This is a genomic window from Rhodobacter sp. JA431 (genome assembly GCF_900217725.1).
Lineage (GTDB): Bacteria > Pseudomonadota > Alphaproteobacteria > Rhodobacterales > Rhodobacteraceae > Rhodobacter > Rhodobacter aestuarii.
This window is the reverse complement of record NZ_OBMP01000001.1, coordinates 594,725-617,482: the sequence shown is the minus strand read 5'-3', so window position 1 is coordinate 617,482 and position 22,758 is coordinate 594,725. Positions and strand designations below refer to the sequence as shown.

The following is a 22,758-nucleotide window of genomic DNA, read 5'->3' as shown; positions in this document are numbered from 1 at the left end:
AGACCTGCGCTGCGGCGAAGAAAAGAGCGATTGCGCGGCGCTTGCAGGAGCGTAAGCTCAAGCCATCGAAGGAGGCTGCTATGAAACTTGCCTTGGCCCTTGGCCTGATTCTTCTTGTGAGCGCTTGCGGCGACAGCGTGCCGATCATTCCGTTCATCTGAAAACGAAAAAACCGCGACGGTTTGCCGTCGCGGTTCGGTTTTCTGTGCGGTGCCCTTAGAGGCCGGGGATCACTTCAAGCAGACCACGGCGCTCGAAAGTTGTGCCGCGCTTTGCTCCGAAATTCACGCGTGCGCCCAAGCCGAAGTAGCCCTCAGAGCCGGCGTCCTCGATATCAATGGTCCCGATTTGTGCAGACAGCGTGACCTTGTCCATATGATATTCGGCCTCAAGCTGGGTGCGCGAGGCGTCAAAGCCCTCAACGTCGAGACGGTCATGCGAGGCCCCAAACGCGAAACTGTCTGAGGTGTTATACATCACCCCCAGCCCCAACAGGCTCCCATTGATGCCATCGCTGTCGGCGGTGCCAACATAGGCTTCGCCTTCCAGTTTGCCTTGCTCAAAGCCACCTTCGAGACCGACGTAGTTGAAGCCATTTCCCTCAACGTCATCACGCCCAACAAACGCACCGACCGAGGCATTCTCGCTGGCATGATAGATGCCGTGCAATTGCAGGGTGCTGGCATCGGCGTTGGACAGGCCGAAATCCATCATGGCGAGATCGCCTTGCACCGAGAAATCGCGCGTGAAGCCGTATTCCAAGCTTCCTTTGAGCGAGGTTTTGCTAAACGTCCCGGCGCTGTCGTCATTGAAACGGCTGTAATCAAGCCCGACATAGGCGCCGGTGACGTCTCCGGCGAATGCGCCATGTGCACAAAGCGCGGCGACAAGCGCCACGGGCAATACTGCTTTCATTGCTGCCTCCAAAAGGTAGTGTTTGTGATTTCTTTTATTGTCCTTTTGGATAGGTCGGCATTTTGTGCTTCGCAACAAGATCATACAGAATACGGGGTGAAATCTTGTCGCATCCCCAAGATGTTATGTTTTTGCTCAGAAATAAAACAAGGCGCTGCCGGGGCAGCGCCTTGCGATTTAGCTCGGGTGTATGTCCGCTCAGTCTTGCAGCGAGCGCACGCCAATTTCCCCTTCGGCACGGCTTTTCATCGCCGCGACAGCGGCGACAGAGGCGGCGGCCGTGGTGAAATAGGGGATCTTGTCATAAAGCGCGACGGCGCGGATTTCGCGGCTGTCGGCGATGGCTTGATTTCCCTCGGTCGTGTTCAGCACCAGCCCGATATCGCCGTTTTTGAGGCAGTCGACAATGTTCGGGCGGCCTTCATAGACCTTGTTGACGATTTCGGATTCGATACCGCGTTCTTTGAGCCACGCGCCGGTGCCACGAGTGGTCACAAGGCCAAAGCCCATGGCGATCAGATCGCGCGCCGCATCGGCCAGTTCGTCCGATTTGTCAGCATCTTTAATCGAGATAAAGACGCGACCGGATTCGGGCAGATGCGTGCCCGCGCCAAGCTGCGCTTTCAGGAAGGCACGCGGGAAGTTGCGATCCCAGCCCATCACCTCACCGGTGGAGCGCATTTCCGGCCCCAAAAGCGTATCAACGCCGGGGAAGCGCGCAAACGGCAGCACCGCTTCTTTGACCGAGAACCACGGTGTGTTCGGATCCGCCAGCGTCAGCGGGTCGGCAAAGGGCAGCGGCGTTTCCGGGCCGACCCCTTCGGGGTAGGGGGCGCGCTCGGGGAAGTTCGCCATCGGTTCGCCCGCCATCAGACGCGCGGCAATCGAGGCAATCGCCGAATCGGTGGCCTTGGCAACAAACGGCACCGTGCGCGAGGCACGCGGGTTCACCTCAAGCACGTAAATCACGCCATCTTTGATCGCGAATTGCACGTTCATCAGGCCGACCACGCCAAGTGCCAGCGCCATCTTCTCGGTCTGCACCTTCAGTTCCGCCACGGTTTCGGGCGAGAGCGAATAGGGGGGCAGCGAACAGGCAGAGTCGCCCGAGTGCACACCGGCTTCCTCGATATGCTGCATGATGCCCGCGACATGGACGGTTTTCCCGTCGCTCAGTGCATCCACATCCACTTCAATCGCGCCCGACAGGTAGCTGTCCAAAAGCACGGGGCTATCGCCCGAGACGTTCACGGCGGTGGAGATATAGCGCTTGAGCCCCTCAAGGTCGCGCACAATTTCCATCGCGCGGCCACCGAGCACGTAAGACGGGCGGATCACCAGCGGGTAGCCCACGCGGCCCGCAATCTCAAAGGCCTCAGCGTCCGAGCTGGCGATACCATTGACCGGCTGTTTCAGCTCCAAGTCGTTGAGCAGTTTTTGGAACCGCTCGCGGTCTTCGGCCAGGTCGATCGCGTCCGGCGTGGTGCCCAAAATCGGAATGCCTTCGGCTTCTAGCGCATTGGCGAGTTTCAAGGGCGTCTGGCCGCCGAACTGCACAATCACCCCATGCAGCGTGCCGTTGTCTTGTTCGACGCGCAGAATTTCGAGCACATGCTCTAGCGTCAGCGGTTCGAAATAGAGCCGGTCCGAGGTGTCATAGTCGGTCGACACCGTCTCGGGGTTGCAGTTGATCATGATCGTTTCAAACCCGGTCTTGGTCAGGGCGAAACAGGCATGGCAGCAGCAATAGTCAAACTCGATCCCTTGGCCGATCCGGTTCGGACCCCCGCCCAAGATCACCACCTTCTTACGGTCAGACGGGCGGGCTTCGCATTCCACATCGCCCATCGCCGGGGCTTCATAGGTGGAATACATATAGGGCGTTTGTGCCTCAAACTCGGCGGCGCAGGTGTCGATGCGTTTGAACACCGCCGTCACGCCAAGGTTGCGCCGCGCGCGGCGCACTTGCGCCTCATCCCGGCCCGTCAGCTTGGCCAGGCGCGCATCGGTGAAGCCCATCATCTTAAGCTTGCGTAGCCCGGTTTCATCGAGCGGCAGACCGTGTTTGCGGATCGCGGCCTCGGCTTCGATGATCTCGCGGATACGGGCAAGGAACCACGGGTCAAACGCGGTGGCGGTGACAATCTCATCGTCCGTCAGCCCGTGGCGCATCGCTTGCGCGATCAGCCGCAGCCGATCTGGCGTTTGTTGCGAGATCGCCTTGATCACGGCAGCTTTGTCGGGCGCGCCTTCAATGGCGATTTCGTCAAAGCCCGAGAGGCCCGTTTCCATCGAGGCGAGCGCCTTTTGCACCGATTCGTGGAAGGTCCGGCCAATCGCCATCGCCTCGCCGACCGATTTCATCGCGGTGGTGAGTTCGGGCTTGGAGCCGGGGAATTTCTCAAAGGCAAAGCGCGGGATCTTCGTCACGACATAGTCGATGGTCGGCTCGAAGCTGGCGGGCGTCACTTTGGTGATGTCGTTATCAAGTTCGTCGAGCGTGTAGCCCACGGCGAGCTTCGCGGCGATTTTCGCAATCGGGAAGCCGGTGGCTTTCGAGGCGAGCGCCGAAGAACGCGACACGCGCGGGTTCATTTCGATCACGACCATCCGGCCATCGGCGGGGTTGATTGCCCATTGCACGTTCGAACCGCCGGTTTCCACGCCGATCTCGCGCAAAACGGCGATCGAGCCGTTGCGCATGATTTGGTATTCTTTGTCGGTCAGCGTCAGCGCCGGGGCGACGGTAATGCTGTCGCCGGTGTGCACGCCCATCGGGTCAACGTTTTCAATCGAACAAACGATGATCGCGTTATCCGCTTTGTCGCGAACAACCTCCATCTCGTATTCTTTCCAGCCCAGGAGGCTTTCATCGACCAAGATCTGCGCGACCGGCGAAGCATCAAGGCCCGAGCGGCAAATCGCTTCATAATCATCGCGGTTGTAGGCCACACCGCCGCCGGTGCCGCCCAGCGTAAAGGCGGGGCGGATGATCGCGGGCAGGCCGATATGCTCCAGTTCCACCAGTGCTTGCTGCACGCCCGCGTTGATGTCGTATTTGCCGTTTTCGAGCTTGGGCGCGGAAATGATCGTGGCTTTCGGGTTTTCCAGCCCGATCCGGTCCATCGCCTCGCGGAACAGCTTCCGGTCTTCGGCCATCTCGATCGCTTCGCGATTCGCGCCAATCAGCTCAACGCCGAATTTTTCCAGAACGCCCATGTCAGCAAGCGCGAGCGAGGTGTTCAGACCCGTTTGCCCGCCCATCGTCGGCAAAAGCGCATCGGGGCGCTCGGCCTCGATGATCTTGGCCACCACTTCGGGGGTGATCGGCTCGATATAGGTCGCATCGGCCATTTCCGGGTCGGTCATGATCGTGGCCGGGTTGGAGTTCACCAAGATGACCCGGTAGCCCTCTTCGCGGAGCGCTTTACAGGCTTGCGCGCCCGAATAGTCAAACTCGCAGGCTTGGCCGATGATGATGGGCCCTGCGCCGATGATGAGGATGGACTTGATGTCGGTTCTCTTCGGCATGGGGACCTCTTGCTATCTGGCGCGACAAAACGCACCGGCCGGACGGGCAGTGCGCAAATTGATGGGGGTTATAGTCACCTTCGGGCGCGGCGCAAGCGTGATTGCGCAGGCTTTGGACGAGTTATTTTCTATGGCTGCCCTTGCACTCTCACCTTAACGCTATTGGCTATTCATGCCGTCGAGGCGCTTATTTCCATAGAGGGCGCCGTTGTCGGGGTGTGAAACACCTCCTTTTGCGTCGGGCGCTTGACTTTCCGGGGCCAAAGCGCTTGATCAGCGCGACTGATGCCAGCCCGCCGAAAGGGGAGAATGATGCACGCCTACCGCAGCCATACCTGCGCAGATCTGAGCGCCGCCGATGCCGGCAAAGATGTCCGCCTGTCGGGTTGGGTGCACCGGGTGCGCGACCACGGTGGCGTGCTCTTCATCGACTTGCGCGACCATTACGGCATCACGCAGGTGCTGTGCGATGGGGACAGCCCCGCCTTTGCCGCGCTGGAAAAGGTCCGCGCGGAATGGGTGATCCGCATCGACGGCAGCGTGAAGCTGCGCGACGAAAGCCTGATCAACGCCAAAATCCCGACGGGCGAGATTGAAGTCTACGTCCGCGACGTGGAAGTGCTGGGCGCGGTTGAGGGCGATCTGCCGGTGCAAGTGTTCGGTGAACCCGAATACCCCGAAGAAACGCGGCTGACCTATCGTTTCCTCGACCTGCGCCGCGAAAGCCTGCACAACAATATGATGCTGCGCTCGAACGTGGTGCGCTCTTTGCGCAACCGCATGTGGGACACGGGCTTCACCGAGTTCCAAACGCCGATCATCACGGCCTCGAGCCCTGAGGGTGCGCGCGACTTCTTGGTGCCCTCGCGTCTGCATCCGGGCAAATTCTACGCGCTGCCGCAAGCGCCGCAGCAGTTCAAACAGCTGATCATGGTGGCGGGCTTTGACCGCTACTTCCAGATCGCGCCCTGCTTCCGAGATGAAGACCCGCGCGCCGACCGCAGCCCGACCGACTTCTACCAGCTCGACATCGAAATGAGCTTTGTCGAACAAGAAGAAGTCTTTGCGGCCGTGCAGCCGGTGATTCAGGGGCTCTTTGAAGAATTTGGCGGCGGCAAGCGGGTCGATGCCGATTGGCCGCGCATCGCCTATAAAGACGCGTTGATGTGGTATGGCTCGGACAAACCCGACCTGCGCAACCCGATCAAAATGGCCGATGTGAGCGAGCACTTCCGGGGCTCGGGCTTTGGCATCTTCGCGAAGCTTTTGGAAAACGAAGGCACGGAAGTGCGCGCCATTCCTGCCCCCACGGGCGGTTCGCGCAAATTCTGCGACCGGATGAACGCCTTTGCGCAACAAAACGGCCTGCCGGGGATGGGGTATATCTTCTGGCGCAAGGGCGATGCGGGCGCGATGGAAGCCGCAGGCCCGATCGCCAAAGCGCTTGGCCCGGAACGCACCGAAGCCATTCGCGCCCAGCTTGATCTGAACGAAGGCGATGCTGTCTTCTTCTTGGGCGGCAAAGCCGAGCAATTCGAAGGCGTGGCGGGCCGCGCCCGCAACGAGATCGGCCGCGAATTGGGCCTGACGGAAACCGACAGCTTCCGCTTTGCGTGGATCGTCGATTTCCCGATGTATGAAAAAGACGACGAAGGCAAAATCGACTTCTCGCACAACCCGTTCTCGATGCCGCAAGGCGGGCTTGAGGCGCTGATGGGCGACCCGCTCAAAGTGCTGGCCTACCAATACGACCTCGCTTGCAACGGCTATGAACTGGTTTCGGGCGGTATTCGGAACCACCGTCCCGACATCATGTTCAAAGCCTTTGAACTGGCGGGCTACCCGAAGGAAGAAGTGGAAAAACGCTTCGGCGGTATGGTCAAGGCGTTCCGCTTTGGCGCGCCCCCCCACGGTGGCTGCGCTGCAGGCATCGACCGGATCGTGATGCTTTTGGCCGACACCGCCAACATCCGTGAAGTGATCATGTTCCCGATGAACCAACGCGCCGAAGATCTGATGATGGGCGCGCCTTCGGAACCGCTCAATGAGCAACTTCGCGAATTGCGCCTGCGGGTGCTGCCGAAAGAAGACTGATCCGGCAAGCGGAGCAAAAGCACAAAGGGCGTCGCGATATGCGGCGCCCTTTTGCTTTGCATCGGGGAGGTTTGGGGGCGCTTAGGCGAAAAACGCCGTCCAAGCGGTGCCACCCACGGCAACGGCCAAGCTCAGCGCGCCAAGGCTGAACACGGTCCAATGCGTGGCTTCGATAAGGCGTTCGTCGTTGATCAGGCGAAGGGCGTGGTCTTTCATCTGCAATCCTCTGGCAGGGGGATGACCAATCCTTGCGGCGAAATGCGGCGAGAAAACGGAAGCAATCGTGCCTTTGCGCGGCAATTGCGCGGGCGCACGGGCTGCGCTAACCTTCTTGAAAACGGGAGGAAATCATGGCGGGCAAGCAGTTCGGGGCGCCAGTGGTCGGGTGGCAGGCACCACGTTTTCCCGATGCCGAGGTGATCGAGGGGCAATGGTGCCGGTTGGAGCGGCTCTCGGAGCGCCATGCCGATGCGCTGTTTCGTGCCAATGCCGAGGATGATGCGATCTGGGATTACCTGCCCTATGGGCCGTTTCCGTCTGAGGCGGGCTATATCCGCTGGGTGGCGGAGATGGCGGCCTTAAATGACCCGTTCTTTTATGCCGTGGTCGATCGTGAAACCGGGTTGGCCTCGGGGGTGATGTCTTATTTGCGGATCGTGCCAGAGATGGGCGTGATTGAGCTTGGGCATATCAACCTTTCGCCGCGCCTGTCGCGGTCCACCGTGGCAAGCGAGGCGATGATCTTGATGATCGATTGGGCCTTCCGTGCGGGCTATCGCCGCTTTGAATGGAAATGCGACGCGCTCAACATCCCGTCACGCCGGGCGGCGCAGCGGTTGGGACTGAGCTATGAAGGCACGTTCCGGCAAGCCGCCATCGTCAAAGGTCGCAACCGCGATACGGCGTGGTTTGCGGCGACGGATGGGGATTGGCCAAGCCTGCAAGCCGCCTATGAGGCTTGGCTTGCGCCTGCAAACTTCGATGATCAGGGGCAGCAGCGCGAGCGGCTTTCGGATCTGACGCGGCTGGTGCGCGTGGCGTCAGACCCGGTTTTGGCGCGGATTTAAGGGTTCAAAAGCCCGACGCAGCCGCCAGGCGCGCCTGCACCAAGCCGGTGAGCTTGGTGATGTCACGGCTGCGGCGCTGGTCACCCAAAGCCTCTGCCGCGGCTTCAAGGTCTTCATCATGCGAAGACCGCGCGATCCCGGTCAGGAAGTGGGCGACATAGTCAAGCGCGGCACTGTCGGGGCCCGCAGCCAGCACCTCGGCCACATGGCTGAGGTCATCGCGCAGCGCGAGCGGGTCGGGGGAGACGGTTTCATCATCGACCACGCGCAGCCCCAGCGGGCGTTCTTCGGGGGGGAGCACCGAAAGCACGGCTTGCTGGAACATCGCCAACGATTCAAGCGGTTTGGGCATGAACGCATCGGCCCCGGCGGCCAAAGCCTCCGCCTCTTTGCCGGGATCGCCCGAAAGGCCCAGCACGGCAGGGGCACCGTGGCCACCCTGCTTGATTTGGTGGATCAGATCGGCACCGGACCCATCCGGCAGACCCATATCCACAATCACCACACCGGGGCGATATGTGGCGAGATGCCGATGCGCAGAGCGCAGGCAATCAGCCCGGCGGATGCGCGCACCAGAGCGCAGACATAACAGCCGCACGGCCTCAGAGGCAAAGCGGCTATCTTCCACCAAAAGGACTGTCAGGCCCAGAAGGGGACGTTCCGCCGAAGCGGGACGGGTGGCGAGAAACTTACTCAGATCGTCAGACATTGCGTCACCTTGGCGCAGGAATCGCTACACCATTCATTAAGGGCAACTTTGACTAACGAAGGGTTAACGCAAACGGTGAATCCCGCGCTTGCATCGTGCAAATGCCCCCCCTATGCCGAATGAAGCTTTAGGGAGGCCCAAATGATTGGACGTTTGAACCATGTCGCCATTGCCGTGCCCGACCTCGCGGCAGCGGCGGCGCAATATGAAAATACGCTTGGGGCAAAGGTGAACCCGCCGCAAGACGAGCCCGACCACGGCGTGACCGTGGTGTTCATTGAACTGCCCAATACCAAGATTGAACTGCTTTATCCGCTGGGCGAGAACAGCCCGATCCAAGGGTTCTTGGATAAAAACCCCTCGGGCGGCATCCACCATATGTGCTTTGAGGTCGAAGATATTCTGGCCGCGCGCGACAAGCTGAAGGCCGAGGGCGCGCGGGTTCTGGGCACGGGCGAGCCGAAGATCGGCGCGCATGGCAAGCCCGTTCTGTTCCTGCACCCGAAAGATTTCAACGGCTGCCTGATCGAGTTGGAGCAGGTCTAAGCCATAGCGCTGGCGCGGTTAATTCCGCGCCAGCCGATGAAATAGGTGGGTGAAGGCCGCAGCCCCCACCACAGGCACCGCAAGGTTCAAAAGCGGCACCGTCAGCGGCAATGCCATCAGCGCGCCCGCCATCCAGACCGTCACCTTGTTTTGCCCGTAAAGCATGGCGACCTCGGGCCGGCTCATCCGCCGCGCGGCGACCATTTGGAAATATTCCCGCCCAAGCAGGTAGCCGTTGAGCGCAAAGAACAAAAGCGGTGCGAGCGGGCCGACGAAGAAGTAAAGAAACAGCGCCACGAAGTTGGCGAGCAGGACCACGCCAAAAAACCGCAAACTGTCGCCCAAGGTTTCCGCAAGGCTCAAACTGCGCACCGCTGGCAGGCCGGGATAATGCGCGGTTTCCACCACCTCGGCCACCTCATCCAGAAAGAACCCGGTAAAGACCGAAGCGACCGGGACCATCAGGAAGATGGACGCGATCAGCATTACCCCGATTGAGGCAATCGAAAGCGCCGGGTCGATCCAGCCAACCGGGCCGATCCACGGCAGGGTGATCGTGTCGGGGACGAACCAGCTAATGAGCTCAAAAAGCCCAAACCAGACCCCAAACAGCAAGAGCACCGCAAGGCCGATCCCCTTGAGCAGAACCTTCAGCGCGCGGGGGCGGGCCAGATCAGCCCAGCCGCGCAGAAAAACCTCAAAAATCATGCCTCTACCCATGTGGTGATGGCGTCCATATTCGGGCGGGGGCGCTCGGGCGGCTGATGCGCCTCGGTGCCGATATGAATGAGCCCGGCGACCCATTCGCCCGCTTTCAGCCCAAAGGTAGGGCCGGTGAAGTGTTCATCCAACGCAACCCATCCGGTCAGCCAAGAGGCCCCCCAGCCCGCCGCCAGCGCCGCATTCACAAGCTGCATCCCCGCCGCGCCAACAGACAGGGTTTGTTCGATTTGCGGCACCTTATCGGTGGGGCGCGGTACGGAAATCAGCGCGACACACAGCGGGCTTTGTGCGAATTGGTTCACGCCCTTGGCGGCTTTGTCTTCTGGCAGGTTATGGGTCGCCGCAAAAACAGCCGCCTCTTCCGCCAAACGATCAAGCGCAGCCTTTTCCAGCACCACAAAGCGCCAGGGTTCGAGCTTGCCATGATCTGGCACCCGCGCGGCAATGGATAAAATCTCGCGCATCGCGGCGCGGTCGGGCGCGGGGGCGGCCAGCATTTTGGGGGGGCGCGAGCGGCGCGTCGCCAAAAAGCTCAGCGCATCTTCATTGCGTTTGGCAGGGTTGATCGTGCCGGGGGGGAAATCCATTTTCGTCCTCCTATTGCGTTTGATATCGGGGGGGCGGGGCGCAATTGCAAGCGTTGGAACGGTTTCGCTTTGCCCGCACCCGCGTTATGAAGCGCGTATGAGCGACCTCAGCCATCTTGCCGTTCCCGGCGCGGAAATCGCGCTGCGGGTGACCCCAAAAGCCTCGCGCAACCAGATCGTTGCGGGGGAGGATGGTCTGCGCGCCTATGTCACTGTGGTACCCGAAAATGGCAAAGCCAATGCGGCGGTGGTGAAGCTCTTGGCCAAAAGCTTGGGCGTTGCCAAAACGCGGCTTACGCTTATTCGCGGCGAAACCGCGCGCGACAAGGTCTTTCGGCTGGATTGACCTTTCGGGGCAGAAAGGCTGGCCCCGCTAAGCCGAATTCGCTACGCTTTTGCCGCAGGGACTTACAATGCCGCTTTGGCATCCCAATTTGTAAAGTGCATTAACATTGGAGGGCCAGATGAGCGGGTTGGACGCACAGATTGCGCAAAGCAAGCAGCAGGTGGCGCAGGCGCAGGCAAAGATTTCAGCGGTGACGGCGAAAATCTCGCAAGCGCGGGCCGAGCCGGGGCAGGCGCTCGATATCGAAAACGCCACCCTTGCCGATGTTCAGGCCCATACCGATACGATGAACGCCAATATCGCAGAACTCATCATGGGGCTTGATGATTTGACGACCGGCTTTTCAAAGGAATTTGACGGGCTACGCTCCAAGTCGGGGATGGAAAGCCTTGTGGGTTTTTTCTCCAAAACTAAGGCGGAATCGATGCGGGCGGAGCGGCTGCGCGCGGCCTCGATTGATGCCAAGCTGCAAGATCTGATCGCCAAATCCGATACGATTGTGACCCTGCTTGAAGGCCAATTGGCCGTGCTCAATGAGCAAAAGGGCAAGGTTGAAACGAACCTGAAAGCAACGCTTGATGAGCGCGAAGCCACCGTCGCCGCGCTGGAAAAGACCCGCGCCGAGATTTTGGCGATTGATCCCAAAATCATCGAATTGGAAAACAAAATCGCGGTCGAGCAAGATGCCGCCGCGCGCACCCGGCTGGAAACCGAACTGGCCGATTTGAACCTGCGCTACAATGCAATGGTGCAAGATGAGCAGGTGCAGCTTGCGAAAAGCCAAACCTTGGAACGCTATATCGAACAGGGCAAAACTTGGGTCGATAGCCTGACCAATCAGGCGGCGACGCAGATGGTGCTGATCAACAAGCTGATGACCGACACCAAGCAGCGCGTGGTGCTTTATGATGCGCTGACGAAATCGCTCAAAACCGCGCAGCAGCAAGACATTGCCCACCGCATCAACGAAATCGGCGTGAAAACCGATCAAGAGGCGCAAGCGGCGATGGCGGGGATTGGCGCGGCCACCAATCGGCGTATGGCCGAGATGCTGGAAGCCCATGGCGATCAAATGGTCTTTGCCCGCAAAGTGCTGGAAGACAAAGCAAAAGCCGATGAGCGCTTTGCCCGCCGCTTTGCCGCCATTGTCGAGAAACACGATAAAAACCTGTATGGGGGCTAAGTGGTCGAGACCGATCTGACCCGCGATCACAAGCCGCTTGAGGATGAGGCTGCGGCGCGGCGCTATTTTGCGAAATTCGAGCGCATCACCGGGCTGTTGCAAAGCGTGGTGCGCGAGATGGAAGCGGGCGGCAGTTTCGCGCCCTCTGAAAGCGCGGTGCTTGTGGGCTATGCGCAGGCGCTCGCCGCAAGCTTTCGGGCGCTCTCGCTCAAATATCTGATCGCGGGGCGGCTGACGGGCGTGGTGAACCGCCATCTGACGATTGACCTGCATGAAAGCGGCTTTCCTGTTTTTCAGGAAATTCTGACAATGGCGAATGATGCCGCGCAGGCGCAGATGCAGCTTTCCCGGATGGAAAGCGCGGAGGTTCTGAAAAAGCAGATGGTGCAGCGCATCATCGCCCGGCGCGAAGTGCCAACCGATCTGCAATACGCGCTCAGCCAAAGGCTCTATCTGGAGGCTTTGGGGGAGGGCGGTCTTTTCTGGCCGCAAATGCCACCCGCGTTTGATCATTTGGGCGTGGTCGAGGGGCGTGCCCGGCTGCGGGCGCATTGGGCGGTTTACGACAGCACGTTAAACCTGCCGGTGATCTATATTCTTGATCTGGAAGACTCGGGCCGTTTGCCGCTGTCGCAAGATGCGGGGCGGCGCGCGCGGCTGGAGGCGCATCTGCTGGCGCAGTCGATCACCGATCTGAAACTGCTTACCATCGCGCGCGGGATTGATGCTGATTTTGACGATCTGCACCCCAAGCGGCTTTTGCGCATCCATCTGGGGCCGATGTATTCGCACGCCTACACGCTGCAAACCGGCCCCATTCGCGAGGTGTTAGAAACCGCACGCGCGCCAGAAGGCGATGATTGGGCACTGGCTTGGACGGTGGAAGAGTTGGAAAGCGCGCGGGTGGAGTTGGAAAAGGGCTGGTTTTCCGCCACCGAGCGCGAGGTGTTTCAACTCGATCCGCTCAGCCCCGCCGGGGCCGAGCGCGGGGCTACGCGAATGCGCCGCGCGCTGATTTTGCCGCAGCGCCCCTATCAGGCTTTGGCCGAATTGAACCCCCCCGGCTTTGCCGATGTGCGCAAATTTGTGGTCGGCGCGGGCGACCGGGTGATTGTTTCACAATGAGGATTTTATGAGCGGACAACGCGACGAAATGGAACTGCGCGAAGAGGCGATCCGCGCGCATTACCCCGCCGCCGAGGCGATGCTGGAGGGGTTTGACCATGTGCCGCGTTTGGCCAAAGCCTCTGCGCCTGTTGGGCAGGAACGCTCCGCTGGCATCACCACCGGCACGCGGCGGTTTCGCTCCACCACGCCGGGCTTGGTGACGCGCCCCACCGCGCGCAGCGAGGGCGTGCGGCTGCTTGAGCGGATCAATGATGCCACGGGCGATACGCTGCCTACACCCGCCGCTGCGACCGTCGCGCAAGACCTGCGCCGCGCCTTGGCGATTGCTTTGGCGATTGGCGAGAGTTTCTCTGAAGTGACCGGGCTGAAAGAGCTGAAAAAAGCCAATCTTGAAGGCCGCTTGCCGCAACCCCGTCGGGCGGAATTTTCCGAACTTCTGGCCGCCGAAAGCTTTGCAGTTTTGGGCAGTTTCGCCAATGCGCTCGCTTTCTTGCTCGCCGATCAGGCAGGTGAGGCGGTTGTTGAAATTGGGGCCGTGGAAGAGGTGCTGAGCGATAATGCGATCTTGGCGCTGCACGGCGCGCTTTGGGAGTTGGATCAAGACATTGCCACCTTTGCTGAGGATGAAAGCAAGCTGATCGCCACCGTCTTGGCCTTTGCCGAGGAATTGTCCGCCAAGGCAGCTGCGCGCGGTGAAGCCGCGCCGCGCATTGGCGCGTTCACCCGCGCCAATTGGCGGGTGGAGGCCGATGATCTGCCGATTGCAGGTTTTGCGCCGCCCCGCAAGGCGCGCGGCTCCACGCTGGTGATGCAATTCAAACGCCCGCAAGAGGTTGTGGGCAACCATATCGCCAAATATCAGGCGATGCGGCTTGCCAAAATGCTGATGGCCTATGACTTCGAGCGCAAGCTGAACCCCTTTGCCGAACTCGGTGGTTTTATCTTCACCTTCATGGGCGATGGCGCACCGGGCACAGGGAAAACCACGCTCATTCAAATGATGGCGGGGCTGTTGAACGAGTACTGCAAGGTCGCGGGCTATCCGTTTCGCTACCAAAACTTTGGCATCGACAATATCGACAGCTATCAGGGCAAATCGGGTCAAAACGCCAAGGCGTTCATCTCCGAGATTATGGACCCTGCCGTGATCGGTTTTGGCACGGTGGATGACATCGACCAGATCGCCGGCAAGCGCGGGGATCGGCAATCCTCGGCGGGGCAGCAAGAGGTCACCGCCGTTTTGATGGAGGCCTTTGCTGGCGCCAATACTGTCGTGCGCGGTAATTGCACCTTTGGCATGTTTTCCAACTTTCCGGAAAATGTGGATGATGCGTTGCGCCAGCGCGCGGGGGCGCGTTTTTTGGTTGATGGCCCGCAAACACGCGAAGATTACATTGATATTTTGACGCTGCTCTTGGGCAAGAAACACGCGATCCCGCTTGGCGATCACGACCTTTATGCCGCGCAAGAAATTCAGCGCGCGGTGGCCGAAAGCTTTGCCCGCCACAGCCAGCCTGCGGAACCGGGGCTGCAAAGCGTGTTTGCGCAGGTGAGCCAGCAGCGTGGTGCCCTTGATACGCTGGAAAAGCTGGGCGCTTACCTCAAAGCGATCAAAGAGGCCGATCCGCGCTTTACCGGTCGCGCGATCAAGAACATCACCGATGCGGTGAAAGTCCGGGCGATGGATTTTGAACTGCCCGATGACTGGATGGAAAACCCCGATCTTTTCCTGTTCCAGCCCTATGATCGTAAATCCGAGATGATCGCGGAACTGCGCCGCCCGATCACGGCAGAGATGGTTGTGCAAGAAATCAACCGCTACGCCGATAGCGAATTCCGCTATGCCGACAAATCCGACGAGGTCGCGATCGCGGGCATGGTCCGCGACATGCAGCGCGCAGAAGAGGCGAAGCGGCGCTATCTGGAGGAAAAACAATGACCATGTTCGCACTCTATTTCGGGCTCGTGGCGCTTTTGGTGGCGTTTTTCCTCTCCCGTGCGGGCTGGGGGAAGATGCTGGTCTTGGTGCCCTTTGGCGCCTTGGTGCCGGCCTATTTTGGCACCGGCACCATGTGCGGCGCGGATTTCGTGATCAGACTCACCGCCGCTGAAAGCTGCACCGTGCCCGGCGCCCCATACGAACTCTTTGCCGCTTATTTTGTGTTCGGGCTTGTGGCTGTTCTGGGGGCGAGTGTGATCGTCAAAAGCGGGCGTGTGCTTTTGACAAAATTGCGGGGCTAGGAGCCGATGAAACGCCTGATCGACAAGGGGTTGATGTTTGGCAATCTGATCCGGGTGGAAAGCCCGGCGTTGATTGAGCGCTATAACCGCGCCCTGCAAAAGCTGACGGGCAAGACCACCGGGCTTGACGCCTTTCATATCGACATTTCGGGCTACAGCCCCGAGGTGGGCGACGAATTGGGCAATAGCCGCTACCTCAACCCCAATGGCGTCAATCGGCAGTTCATTTTGCTCAGCCCGGAGCAGAAAACCGCGCCGCTTCTGGAGGCGACCTTCTCCACTGAACGCGCGATTTTGCGCGAGTTCATCGAGGCGAATGAAGCGCAGCTTTTCTCGCTCACCGCGCGCGATGCGGTTTTGGGGGAGGTGGAAGATACCGTCTACAGCCTAGAAACCCCCGCGCAGCTCATCGGCCTGCGCTATTTCAATGTGGCCGCCGATACGACCGGCAACCATGTTGCGGAAGCTGAGAAATTGGCCGGGCTGATCACCCGGTTTCGCACCGATCCTGCGGGCTGGTATGATGATGCGCTGATCGGCGAGATGATCACGCTGGCAGATAAAACCGGTGATGTGACGCGCCACCCGGTCAAATTTGGCAAAACCCAATTTGATGCGCCAGATTTTTGGACATCGCATTTTGGTGGTGTTTATCTCTTCCGCACGCCGCGCCATAAAGCGGTGATCGGCATGGGGGAGCTGCTGCAAGGTCTGCCCCATGACATGATCAGCGGCACGGATCGCAATGCGATTGCGCGGTTTTTGGATGTCAACGGCCTTGTCGAACCCATCGTAAAGGCGCGTGGCACCGATGCGGGCGCGATCTTGCGCCAGAAGATGGATTTCATTCTGGTCTCTGCCGCGGCTGAATTGGGCCTGCCTATCGGCGCAGGCGACCGGCGCGCGCTGCGCGGTGTGGCGGGGCAATTGGGCAGTGTGTTGCCGCGTGAATTTGAGGCGCTTGCGGCGCTGTTGCGCTGGGTCGAGGCCGGTGGCGCGTGGCCCGAGATTGACAGCAACCATCCGGCTTATTTCTACACCCTGCGCGCCCGGCCCGGCCCGCTGCGCGATCTGGTGAACCGGCTCTTGGCCGAACTCAGCCCGCTGGATGTGCGGCAATTGTTCATCTGTCACAAAGAGCTTTTCTACCGGCTTTATGCGGGCTGGCCCGAGGTGAAAAAGGCGTGGGTGGCGGAATTTCTCGAAACGGAGTACCAAATCGATAAGGCCGGTGCGCGCAAACGGCTCTTTGGGTCGGAACCGGGCATGGAAGAGGCCACGGAGACAGCCAAGGCACCTGTGCCGGTGCAGGCAGGCCCTTGGGGCAGCCCGCGCAAATCGCCACCGCCCCCGCTGCCCAGCCGTGACCCGATTGATCTCGTCGGCCCTTGGGGGGCCGTGTTGAGGGGGCGGACATGATCGGATTTACCAGACTTCTGCTAATCGAAGCGGCTTTGGCATTTGTGACCTATTGGGCGCTTCGACTTTACATCACCTCGCGAAAGCGCGAAGCCCTTGAAAACGCTTGGGACCGGGGCGAAGCCGGCGGAGCAATGGAACGCGAACCCTTTATCGACGTTGAGATGGAGGCGTTCAAAAGAAGTTGGGTGCGGCGCGGCCTTTGGCTCGTCGTGCTGGTGCCCTACCTTGTGGTGGGCGCGCTGATCTATTTCGTGAACTGAGAGGCTGCAATGACCTATGTGAAATGGACTTTCTGGACGATCGTTGCGGTGATCGTTGGTGCCTTCCTGCATTACACGCTGCCGCAGCACGATGTTGTGCGGGTGGTAAACACCTACCAAGAACGGCAAGATCTGGGGGATTGGACGCGGATTTTCTGGTCGAGCCCCGAAGATCAATCTGCTTCGCTGGTGAACCGCGATGTGCAATTTATCTCGACGGTGACCGCTGCGGGCAAACCCGTGGTCTATCGTAACGAAGATACCGGTTGGGGCTGGCCGCCCTATTTCAAATTTGACACGGCCAACCTGCAAACCGAAGCCGATGACCTGAAATCCTCGCCCGAAAATCCGAAATGGGCGGTGGTGACCCATTACGGCTGGCGCAGTGAGATCCTCTCGATCTTCCCCAATGCCGTAGCGATCCAACCGGTGGAGAGCAAAGACGCCTCGGTGATTCCGTGGTTCAACATCATCTTCCTGACGCTGTTTGGGATGCTGGTGCTGACGATCCGCGCGCTGTGGATTCAGTTCCGCCGCCGTTCGATCGACCCGGTGCTGGAAGATGTGGCCGACCGGATCGAAGATGTGACGGATCGGTTCTAAGAACGATTGCCTAAGCGAATGAAGCCGCGCCCCTTGGGGCGCGGTTTTTTCATGCGCCGTGGGGCAGCCAGATGGTTTTGCTTTGGCGCGCTTGGGCAAGGGTTTCGCTGAGCGGTTGCGCGGACCAATCGCGTTCTGTCGGGCACCATGTGGCTTTCAGATTGCCCGCGCTTTGGCGTTCCGCCATGGCCGCGCCCTCTGCATTGCCCGCGTACCAAAGCGCCGCCACCCCGTCATGGCGGGCAAGCGTTTGAACCCAAGTATCGCGCGGACCGTTGACGAGGGAAAGCGCACCCCCCGGCAGCCCCGCTTTGGTGAGCATCTGCGCCAGATCCGGCAGGATCTGTGCCAGAGAAGGGGCAGGGATCGCGGCCACCCGGTTGCCCATCGCCAGCGCGGGCAGCACCAGCGCGGCAAAGCCCAAAAGCGGCTGCGTCACCGGGCAGGCGACGCCCAGAACGCCCCAAGGCAAGCTTTGGGCAAGGGCCAAGGTTTTGGGAGCGGGCCGCAGCACCTCATCTGCCCCGGTTTCGGCATGGGCCGCGCAGCGATAGGCCAAGCGGATCGCTTGCGCCACCTCTTGCGGGTCATGGCCGAGGCTTTGCAAGCGCTCTGCGATCCGCGCTTGTTGCACCGCAAGCTCTGCGCCAAAGGCACGCAAGACCTGCGCCCGGTCACCGCTAGTCTTCTGGCTCCAGCCGCCTGCTTTTTCAGCCTGTGCCACCGCCTTGGCAACATCGCTTTCCCCCAGCACGCTTTCCGGGATCATTACCGCCGGGGGCTCTGGCAGGGCAGGCACAGTGCTCGGGGCGAGGTAGGCCGCGAGCCCCGCCTGAGAAACACCGCTTTCGCGCAGACCCTCTTGCGGTGCGCCGGGGGCGCTCAGGTCGCTGCTGTTGATCCAAACAGTGCCGGTTTCGATCTGCGCCGCGATATCGGTTGCGAGCGTGATATTTTCCGACCAGACCGCCGCGGCGCGCCCGAAACGGCTGTTATTGGCAAGCTCCACCGCCTCGGCCGGGGTGCGGAAGCTGGTGAGCGTCGCAGTGGGGCCCAAGGTTTCTGCATCAAAACACGGGTTGGCGGGGAAGACCTGAAGGAGCAAACCGGGGCGGCAAAACTGCCCGTTTTCCGGTAGGTTCGCGCTCAAGCTTGGCTGCACCAATTCCGCCCCGGCTTCGACGCCTTGCGCGATACGGGCGCGGATCTCCGCCAAGTGCGACGGGGGCACGGTGATCCCAAGATCTGTGCCCTTGTCGAGCGGGTCGCCGATACGCAGCGTTTCAAGCCGCCGGGTGAGCTTTTGCGTAAAGCGCTCAAGCACCGCTTCGGCGACCAAAAGCCGGGGGCTGCTTTCAAGTGCGGTCACCACGCCTTCGACCGCAGCATCCAAGTCTGCATCGGCAAAAATCAGATGGGGCGGCCTGCCGCCAAGCGCCAAAGCCAAGGTTTTGCCTGACCCCGCCGTAGCGATGCGCAGGGCGCGGCCCGTCTCTGTTGGCCCGGTGAAGGACAGCATATCAACACCGGCGCCGGCAAGGGCCAGATCCGGTTCTGCCTCGCCGGTGACCACATTGATCACCCCGGCAGGCAGACCCGCCTCGGCGCAGATCGCTGTAAAGGCCAGCACGGTCAGTGGGGCTTCTGCGGCGGGTTTCAAAACAACCGTATTTCCTGCAGCAAGCGCTGGGGCTGCTTTTGCCGCCAAGGTCACAAAGGCGCGCGGCGCGGGCAAGATGATCCCCACAACGCCATGCGGCGCGCGACCGGGGAAGGTCTCGTCCAGAAGTTCGGCGCGGTGGGCGAAATGGGTGAACTGCGCAATCGCCTCCGGCATGTCGGTCGCGGTGGTGGTGTGGATCGCGCGCCCGCTCTCTCGCGTTGCAAGTTGGGCGAGCACCTCTTGCCGTTTGCGCAAAAGGGCAGCGAGCTTGGTAAGATGCTCGGCGCGCTCATGCGGAGGGAGGGCGGCCCAACCGGGGGCTGCCGCACGTGCGGCTGCCACAGCGCGGGTCACGTCATCGGCGCTGCCTTGGGCCACCTGTGCAAGCTCTTTGCCGGTTGCGGGGTATAGCAAAGCTTGACCATTCGCCGCTTCGGTGAAAGCTCCCCCGATAAAATGGCCTAGGGGGCTATGCGCCTTAAGCCAGTCCTGCGCGGGCCGATCGCTTACGGGGGCGGCGCCATAGTCCATCATCTCAAGGATCTCGGTCACGGAAGGCATCTTTCCCTCAGGCAATTGCGTGGCGGTGGCTGGCGGCAAGGCGCCCGGTGACATAGTGGCTCAGCGCCAATTCGATATTGCCCAGCATCGACGAGGCCCCAAGCCGGAACAAGTCAGGCTGCAGCCAGTCATTGCCGAGTTCTTCCTTCATCAAGGTCTGCCAATTCAGGGCATCTTGTGCGGTTTTCATCCCGCCTGCGGGTTTGAAGCCCACGCGCGCCCTCGTGCGGTCCCCATAATCGCGAAGCGCCCGCACCATCGTGAGCGAGACGGGCAGGGTGGCATTCACCGCTTCTTTCCCGGTCGAGGTCTTGATGAAATCGGCCCCCGCCTGCATCGCCACCATCGAGGCTTTATAGACATTCGTCAGCGTTTGCAGGTCGCCCGTCGCCAAGATCGCTTTCATATGCGCGTCGCCGCAGGCGTCTCGCATCGCAGCGATTTCATCGTAAAGCGCCGCCCATTCACCGCGCAAAACATGGGCGCGGGTGATCACGATGTCGATCTCGGCGGCACCTTCTGCGACAGCATAGTTAATTTCTTGTAACCTTAAGGCTAGGGGCATTAACCCCGATGGAAAGCCTGTCGCCACGGAAGCGACTGGAATGCCTGACCCATCGAGCGCGCGCACTGCCGAACGAACCATGGTAGGGTAAACGCAGACGGCGCCAGTCGTCAGATGGTCCAGCCCCAACGCACAAAGGATAGGCTCGGCAATCGGACGGCGGGCCTTGGCACAAAGTCGTGCCACCCGTGCCTCGGTGTCGTCGCCCGCAAGCGTGGTTAGGTCCATGCACCGGATCGCATTGACGAGCCAAGCGGCCTGCCATGTCCCTTTGAGGGGCCTGTTGGCGGTCAGCTTTGTGGCGCGTTCTTCGGCTGCGGGGGTGTTAACGGCCACGTCCTCGAACCACGAGGGGGTAAGGGCGGTGCCGGGGTTACGAGTTTGGGGGTGCGTCATGGCCGACCTGTGCTTGTGTGCGGGCAGGCTAGCCGTTGCGGCGGGTGGCTTCAACGGGGATGCCTTCGGCATGTGTCTGCCGACCCATGGGTTCACAAATCGAAAGTTGGGGAAAACTACGCCAAAGGCATTGCGGCTTGCCCGGAATTGCGGTTGGTGGGATCGTTCGAGGTGACGATGACCGTGATGTCTTTGCGAATCGAGGAACGGGTGGCGTTTGCCATCGAGCGTTTGATGCGCAGCGATGACGCATGGCGTAGCCTTGTGCGGGACATGGTCGAGCGCTGGCCCGACGAACCGCCACTGGAACTGGGTTTTGCGCTGGTCTCGGCGGCTTCGGCGATAGAAAGCTCTTTCACGAAATCAAGCCCGGTGCGCGATGCCGCGATGCAAGGGTATCGCTTGGCGGCGCTGATTTCGATGGATGTCTATGCGATGGAACTGCTGGGCATGCCCTGTAAGAAGGCGCGTGATTTGCTCGCCTATTGGGATATCGACCCGTTCTTCGCGCGTCTGTAACCCTCGATTGCCTCCACGGACGCACGAACCTATTCAAATGATTGGTAAAACGCGCGGGGCGCCTTTGCGCCCTTTGCGTTGCTGCGCCTGCAGTCACACGGATTCATCTCAATTTTGAAGCGAAGAGAGCGCCGTTTCCGGCTGCCGCTCACCAGCCGTTAACAGAGATTGTGTTTCCTGTTCGTTGGGTCGTCGGGCGCAGGTGGATCAAAGGCCACGCCCCGGCGTTTGTGGAACGAAGGGGTAAACCTCATGCAAGGACAGGCGCAGAGCCTGTGCAGGCGGCTGCGTGTGTATGTTGCGCGGTCGCTACGGGCAGTTGTGATTTTTGGGCTTGTCGGTGTGATTGCCAGTCCTGCGCAATCTCAAGACATCCTCTGGACCGCCAGCAGCAGCACCTTGGTCGTGCGCTCTGACTGGGGCGGCTATCTTGCCAAGCGTCGCCGCGAGATTGACACCTTGCGCGCCTCGGGCACGCGGGTTGAACTGCGCGGCACCTGCATCTCGGCTTGCACAATGTATCTAAGCTTGCCGAATGTCTGTGTCGCGCCCACCGCCGTTTTCGGTTTTCATGGGCCAAGCCGCAGTGGCACGCCGCTGCCACGCGAGAAGTTCGACTATTGGTCAGAGATCATGGCGAGCGGTTATCGCGAGCCCTTGCTCTCTTGGTACATGAGCACCGGGCGTCACACGATTGTTGGCTATTACGAGGTCACAGGCACGCGGTTAATCGAGATGGGCTATCCGCCTTGCTAAACGGATCGCGCCCCGCGCCAGGCGGGGCGCCGGTTTTGACTGCGCGCTAGGCCCGCAGATCAGCAGCAGTGATATTCGAGGTGGTGAAGCAGGACGAGCGCCTCTTCGTCGTCTTCCTCTTCGAAGAAGCTCATCAGCGCATTCACCTGCGCACCGACGAAGCGCAGCATGTCGTGGCCCATGCGCGTATTCTCGGCCAGTTTTTTCTCGAAATAGCCCACCCAAGGCGAGTCATTCCCCGCCATTCGAGCTTGCAGCATCTGATAAAGCCTGTCGGCCTTGGCATCGCAATCGAGGCCAAGGAAGGTCACATAACGGTCGGGCGTCTCGTCGTTCATCTTCATAGTCCTGTCTGTCTTTTGCCTGACTGTCGTTTGTGCGACAGCGCAGGCATGCATTCTGTCAGGTCCGCGACAGTTCCAGCACAATAGCCGGGCTGCCCCGCCCTCCCCGCAAAATTGCAGCAAAAAGCGCGCCAGCCGTGCCCGATGTTCAAGCGCTTAGAGGTAACGCCCGCCGCGTTCGAGCACCTCGATCTGGTAGCCGTCCGGGTCGGCAATAAAGAAGAACCGCGCGATCACGGTGCCAGCGGGCGCAAAATCAACAATCTTGCGCGGGGCGAGGCCCGCCGCTTCCAGCCGCGCATGTTCCGCCGCCACATCGGGCACCGACACCGCCAAATGCCCGTAGCCGTCGCCCAAGTCATAGGGCGTTTCGCGGCCCTTGTTCACGGTCAGCTCCAGTTCAAAGGTGCTGTCCTCGTTGGCAAGGTAAATCAGGGTGAATTCGGGAAAGTCGAGCCGATCCGCGACCTTCAGCCCAAAGGCGGTTTCGTAAAAGGCAAGTGAGCGCGCCTCATCCAGAACGCGGATCATTGAGTGGATCATTTTGGCCATGCTGCCCTCCATTTTATATGAGCCTTACAACCCTCACGGGCGGGCGC

23 protein-coding genes are annotated in these 22,758 nt (G+C 60.6%); 13 read left to right on the top strand and 10 right to left on the bottom strand.

What is annotated here, in order from left to right; genetic code table 11:
- Positions 1-216 precede the first annotated feature (216 nt).
- Together CRO18_RS02645 and carB are read right to left on the bottom strand one after the other, a co-directional pair.
- Positions 217-915: an outer membrane beta-barrel protein gene (locus CRO18_RS02645; RefSeq protein WP_170952536.1), complete on the bottom strand. Its 699-nt coding sequence runs from the start codon at positions 913-915 to the stop codon at positions 217-219.
- Positions 916-1,113: 198 nt separating this feature from the next.
- The gene (gene carB / locus CRO18_RS02640; RefSeq protein WP_097080957.1) at positions 1,114-4,446 is read right to left on the bottom strand and encodes a carbamoyl-phosphate synthase large subunit; all 3,333 of its coding nucleotides are present in this window, start codon (positions 4,444-4,446) and stop codon (positions 1,114-1,116) included.
- 312 nt (positions 4,447-4,758) lie between these two features.
- Here carB and aspS point away from each other — a divergent pair, with 312 nt between their 5' ends.
- On the top strand, positions 4,759-6,540 hold the full coding sequence (gene aspS, locus CRO18_RS02635) for an aspartate--tRNA ligase (RefSeq protein ID WP_076485304.1): 1,782 nt from the start codon (positions 4,759-4,761) through the stop codon (positions 6,538-6,540).
- 81 nt (positions 6,541-6,621) lie between these two features.
- Here aspS and CRO18_RS19150 read toward each other — a convergent pair whose 3' ends face one another.
- Complete coding sequence (locus tag CRO18_RS19150; protein ID WP_258223557.1) at positions 6,622-6,756, bottom strand: hypothetical protein; 135 nt, start codon at positions 6,754-6,756, stop codon at positions 6,622-6,624.
- 134 nt (positions 6,757-6,890) lie between these two features.
- On the opposite strand from CRO18_RS19150, the gene CRO18_RS02630 reads away from it, so the two are divergent.
- Entirely contained in the window at positions 6,891-7,607 is a 717-nt protein-coding gene (locus CRO18_RS02630; RefSeq protein ID WP_097080956.1) for a GNAT family N-acetyltransferase, read from the top strand.
- Between the two features lie 4 nt (positions 7,608-7,611).
- Here CRO18_RS02630 and CRO18_RS02625 read toward each other — a convergent pair whose 3' ends face one another.
- Entirely contained in the window at positions 7,612-8,316 is a 705-nt protein-coding gene (locus CRO18_RS02625) for a response regulator (RefSeq protein WP_076485231.1), read from the bottom strand.
- Positions 8,317-8,457: 141 nt separating this feature from the next.
- Here CRO18_RS02625 and mce point away from each other — a divergent pair, with 141 nt between their 5' ends.
- Positions 8,458-8,862: a methylmalonyl-CoA epimerase gene (gene mce, locus CRO18_RS02620; protein ID WP_076485232.1), complete on the top strand. Its 405-nt coding sequence runs from the start codon at positions 8,458-8,460 to the stop codon at positions 8,860-8,862.
- Positions 8,863-8,880: 18 nt separating this feature from the next.
- Here the strand turns inward: mce and CRO18_RS02615 are convergent, their stop codons facing one another.
- Entirely contained in the window at positions 8,881-9,570 is a 690-nt protein-coding gene (locus tag CRO18_RS02615; protein ID WP_097080955.1) for an EI24 domain-containing protein, read from the bottom strand.
- Entirely contained in the window at positions 9,567-10,172 is a 606-nt protein-coding gene (locus CRO18_RS02610) for a nitroreductase (protein ID WP_097080954.1), read from the bottom strand. Before CRO18_RS02610 ends, CRO18_RS02615 begins: the two co-directional genes overlap by 4 nt.
- A 97-nt stretch (positions 10,173-10,269) precedes the next feature.
- Here CRO18_RS02610 and CRO18_RS02605 point away from each other — a divergent pair, with 97 nt between their 5' ends.
- From CRO18_RS02605 to CRO18_RS02570, 8 genes are all read left to right on the top strand, one after another.
- Positions 10,270-10,518, top strand: coding sequence for a DUF167 domain-containing protein (locus tag CRO18_RS02605; RefSeq protein ID WP_097080953.1), 249 nt, complete (start codon positions 10,270-10,272; stop codon positions 10,516-10,518).
- Between the two features lie 118 nt (positions 10,519-10,636).
- Positions 10,637-11,701: a hypothetical protein gene (locus CRO18_RS02600; protein ID WP_097080952.1), complete on the top strand. Its 1,065-nt coding sequence runs from the start codon at positions 10,637-10,639 to the stop codon at positions 11,699-11,701.
- Positions 11,702-12,826, top strand: coding sequence for a hypothetical protein (locus CRO18_RS02595; protein WP_097080951.1), 1,125 nt, complete (start codon positions 11,702-11,704; stop codon positions 12,824-12,826).
- 7 nt (positions 12,827-12,833) lie between these two features.
- Entirely contained in the window at positions 12,834-14,768 is a 1,935-nt protein-coding gene (locus tag CRO18_RS02590; RefSeq protein ID WP_097080950.1) for an ATP-binding protein, read from the top strand.
- The gene (locus CRO18_RS02585) at positions 14,765-15,070 is read left to right on the top strand and encodes a hypothetical protein (protein WP_097080949.1); all 306 of its coding nucleotides are present in this window, start codon (positions 14,765-14,767) and stop codon (positions 15,068-15,070) included. Before CRO18_RS02590 ends, CRO18_RS02585 begins: the two co-directional genes overlap by 4 nt.
- Before the next feature lie 6 nt (positions 15,071-15,076).
- Positions 15,077-16,489: a DUF6638 family protein gene (locus CRO18_RS02580; protein WP_076485240.1), complete on the top strand. Its 1,413-nt coding sequence runs from the start codon at positions 15,077-15,079 to the stop codon at positions 16,487-16,489.
- On the top strand, positions 16,486-16,752 hold the full coding sequence (locus CRO18_RS02575) for a hypothetical protein (protein WP_097080948.1): 267 nt from the start codon (positions 16,486-16,488) through the stop codon (positions 16,750-16,752). The genes CRO18_RS02580 and CRO18_RS02575 overlap by 4 nt, the downstream gene beginning before the upstream one ends.
- A gap of 9 nt (positions 16,753-16,761) precedes the next feature.
- Positions 16,762-17,355: a DUF1523 family protein gene (locus tag CRO18_RS02570; protein ID WP_097080947.1), complete on the top strand. Its 594-nt coding sequence runs from the start codon at positions 16,762-16,764 to the stop codon at positions 17,353-17,355.
- A 49-nt stretch (positions 17,356-17,404) separates the two neighbouring features.
- On the opposite strand, the gene CRO18_RS02565 is transcribed toward CRO18_RS02570, so the two are convergent.
- Together CRO18_RS02565 and deoC are read right to left on the bottom strand one after the other, a co-directional pair.
- On the bottom strand, positions 17,405-19,579 hold the full coding sequence (locus CRO18_RS02565) for an aldehyde dehydrogenase family protein (RefSeq protein WP_097080946.1): 2,175 nt from the start codon (positions 19,577-19,579) through the stop codon (positions 17,405-17,407).
- 7 nt (positions 19,580-19,586) lie between these two features.
- On the bottom strand, positions 19,587-20,540 hold the full coding sequence (gene deoC / locus CRO18_RS02560) for a deoxyribose-phosphate aldolase (RefSeq protein WP_097080945.1): 954 nt from the start codon (positions 20,538-20,540) through the stop codon (positions 19,587-19,589).
- 72 nt (positions 20,541-20,612) lie between these two features.
- Here deoC and CRO18_RS02555 point away from each other — a divergent pair, with 72 nt between their 5' ends.
- Together CRO18_RS02555 and CRO18_RS02550 are read left to right on the top strand one after the other, a co-directional pair.
- Positions 20,613-21,059, top strand: a complete 447-nt coding sequence (locus CRO18_RS02555; RefSeq protein ID WP_097080944.1) for a hypothetical protein — start codon at positions 20,613-20,615, stop codon at positions 21,057-21,059.
- 342 nt (positions 21,060-21,401) lie between these two features.
- Positions 21,402-21,815 carry a hypothetical protein gene (locus tag CRO18_RS02550; RefSeq protein WP_249275971.1) on the top strand — a complete coding sequence of 138 codons (414 nt, stop codon included), beginning with the start codon at positions 21,402-21,404 and terminating at the stop codon, positions 21,813-21,815.
- Positions 21,816-21,874: 59 nt separating this feature from the next.
- On the opposite strand, the gene cowN is transcribed toward CRO18_RS02550, so the two are convergent.
- Positions 21,875-22,153, bottom strand: coding sequence for a N(2)-fixation sustaining protein CowN (gene cowN, locus CRO18_RS02545; protein ID WP_076485305.1), 279 nt, complete (start codon positions 22,151-22,153; stop codon positions 21,875-21,877).
- 162 nt (positions 22,154-22,315) lie between these two features.
- Complete coding sequence (locus CRO18_RS02540; protein WP_097081102.1) at positions 22,316-22,711, bottom strand: VOC family protein; 396 nt, start codon at positions 22,709-22,711, stop codon at positions 22,316-22,318.
- Positions 22,712-22,758: the final 47 nt, after the last annotated feature.

Excerpts from the sequence above, each read along its gene's own strand:
- CRO18_RS02630 (WP_097080956.1), top strand. The coding sequence starts at position 6,891 with ATGGCGGGCAAGCAGTTCGGGGCGCCAGTGGTCGGGTGGCAGGCACCA.
- carB (WP_097080957.1), bottom strand. The coding sequence starts at position 4,446 with ATGCCGAAGAGAACCGACATCAAGTCCATCCTCATCATCGGCGCAGGG.
- CRO18_RS02575 (WP_097080948.1), top strand. The coding sequence starts at position 16,486 with ATGATCGGATTTACCAGACTTCTGCTAATCGAAGCGGCTTTGGCATTT.
- CRO18_RS02590 (WP_097080950.1), top strand. The coding sequence starts at position 12,834 with ATGAGCGGACAACGCGACGAAATGGAACTGCGCGAAGAGGCGATCCGC.
- cowN (WP_076485305.1), bottom strand. The coding sequence starts at position 22,153 with ATGAACGACGAGACGCCCGACCGTTATGTGACCTTCCTTGGCCTCGAT.
- CRO18_RS02585 (WP_097080949.1), top strand. The coding sequence starts at position 14,765 with ATGACCATGTTCGCACTCTATTTCGGGCTCGTGGCGCTTTTGGTGGCG.
- mce (WP_076485232.1), top strand. The coding sequence starts at position 8,458 with ATGATTGGACGTTTGAACCATGTCGCCATTGCCGTGCCCGACCTCGCG.
- CRO18_RS02605 (WP_097080953.1), top strand. The coding sequence starts at position 10,270 with ATGAGCGACCTCAGCCATCTTGCCGTTCCCGGCGCGGAAATCGCGCTG.
- CRO18_RS19150 (WP_258223557.1), bottom strand. The coding sequence starts at position 6,756 with ATGAAAGACCACGCCCTTCGCCTGATCAACGACGAACGCCTTATCGAA.
- CRO18_RS02565 (WP_097080946.1), bottom strand. The coding sequence starts at position 19,579 with ATGCCTTCCGTGACCGAGATCCTTGAGATGATGGACTATGGCGCCGCC.
- CRO18_RS02610 (WP_097080954.1), bottom strand. The coding sequence starts at position 10,172 with ATGGATTTCCCCCCCGGCACGATCAACCCTGCCAAACGCAATGAAGAT.
- CRO18_RS02645 (WP_170952536.1), bottom strand. The coding sequence starts at position 915 with ATGAAAGCAGTATTGCCCGTGGCGCTTGTCGCCGCGCTTTGTGCACAT.
- CRO18_RS02580 (WP_076485240.1), top strand. The coding sequence starts at position 15,077 with ATGAAACGCCTGATCGACAAGGGGTTGATGTTTGGCAATCTGATCCGG.
- CRO18_RS02600 (WP_097080952.1), top strand. The coding sequence starts at position 10,637 with ATGAGCGGGTTGGACGCACAGATTGCGCAAAGCAAGCAGCAGGTGGCG.
- deoC (WP_097080945.1), bottom strand. The coding sequence starts at position 20,540 with ATGACGCACCCCCAAACTCGTAACCCCGGCACCGCCCTTACCCCCTCG.
- CRO18_RS02570 (WP_097080947.1), top strand. The coding sequence starts at position 16,762 with ATGACCTATGTGAAATGGACTTTCTGGACGATCGTTGCGGTGATCGTT.
- aspS (WP_076485304.1), top strand. The coding sequence starts at position 4,759 with ATGCACGCCTACCGCAGCCATACCTGCGCAGATCTGAGCGCCGCCGAT.
- CRO18_RS02540 (WP_097081102.1), bottom strand. The coding sequence starts at position 22,711 with ATGGCCAAAATGATCCACTCAATGATCCGCGTTCTGGATGAGGCGCGC.
- CRO18_RS02615 (WP_097080955.1), bottom strand. The coding sequence starts at position 9,570 with ATGATTTTTGAGGTTTTTCTGCGCGGCTGGGCTGATCTGGCCCGCCCC.
- CRO18_RS02625 (WP_076485231.1), bottom strand. The coding sequence starts at position 8,316 with ATGTCTGACGATCTGAGTAAGTTTCTCGCCACCCGTCCCGCTTCGGCG.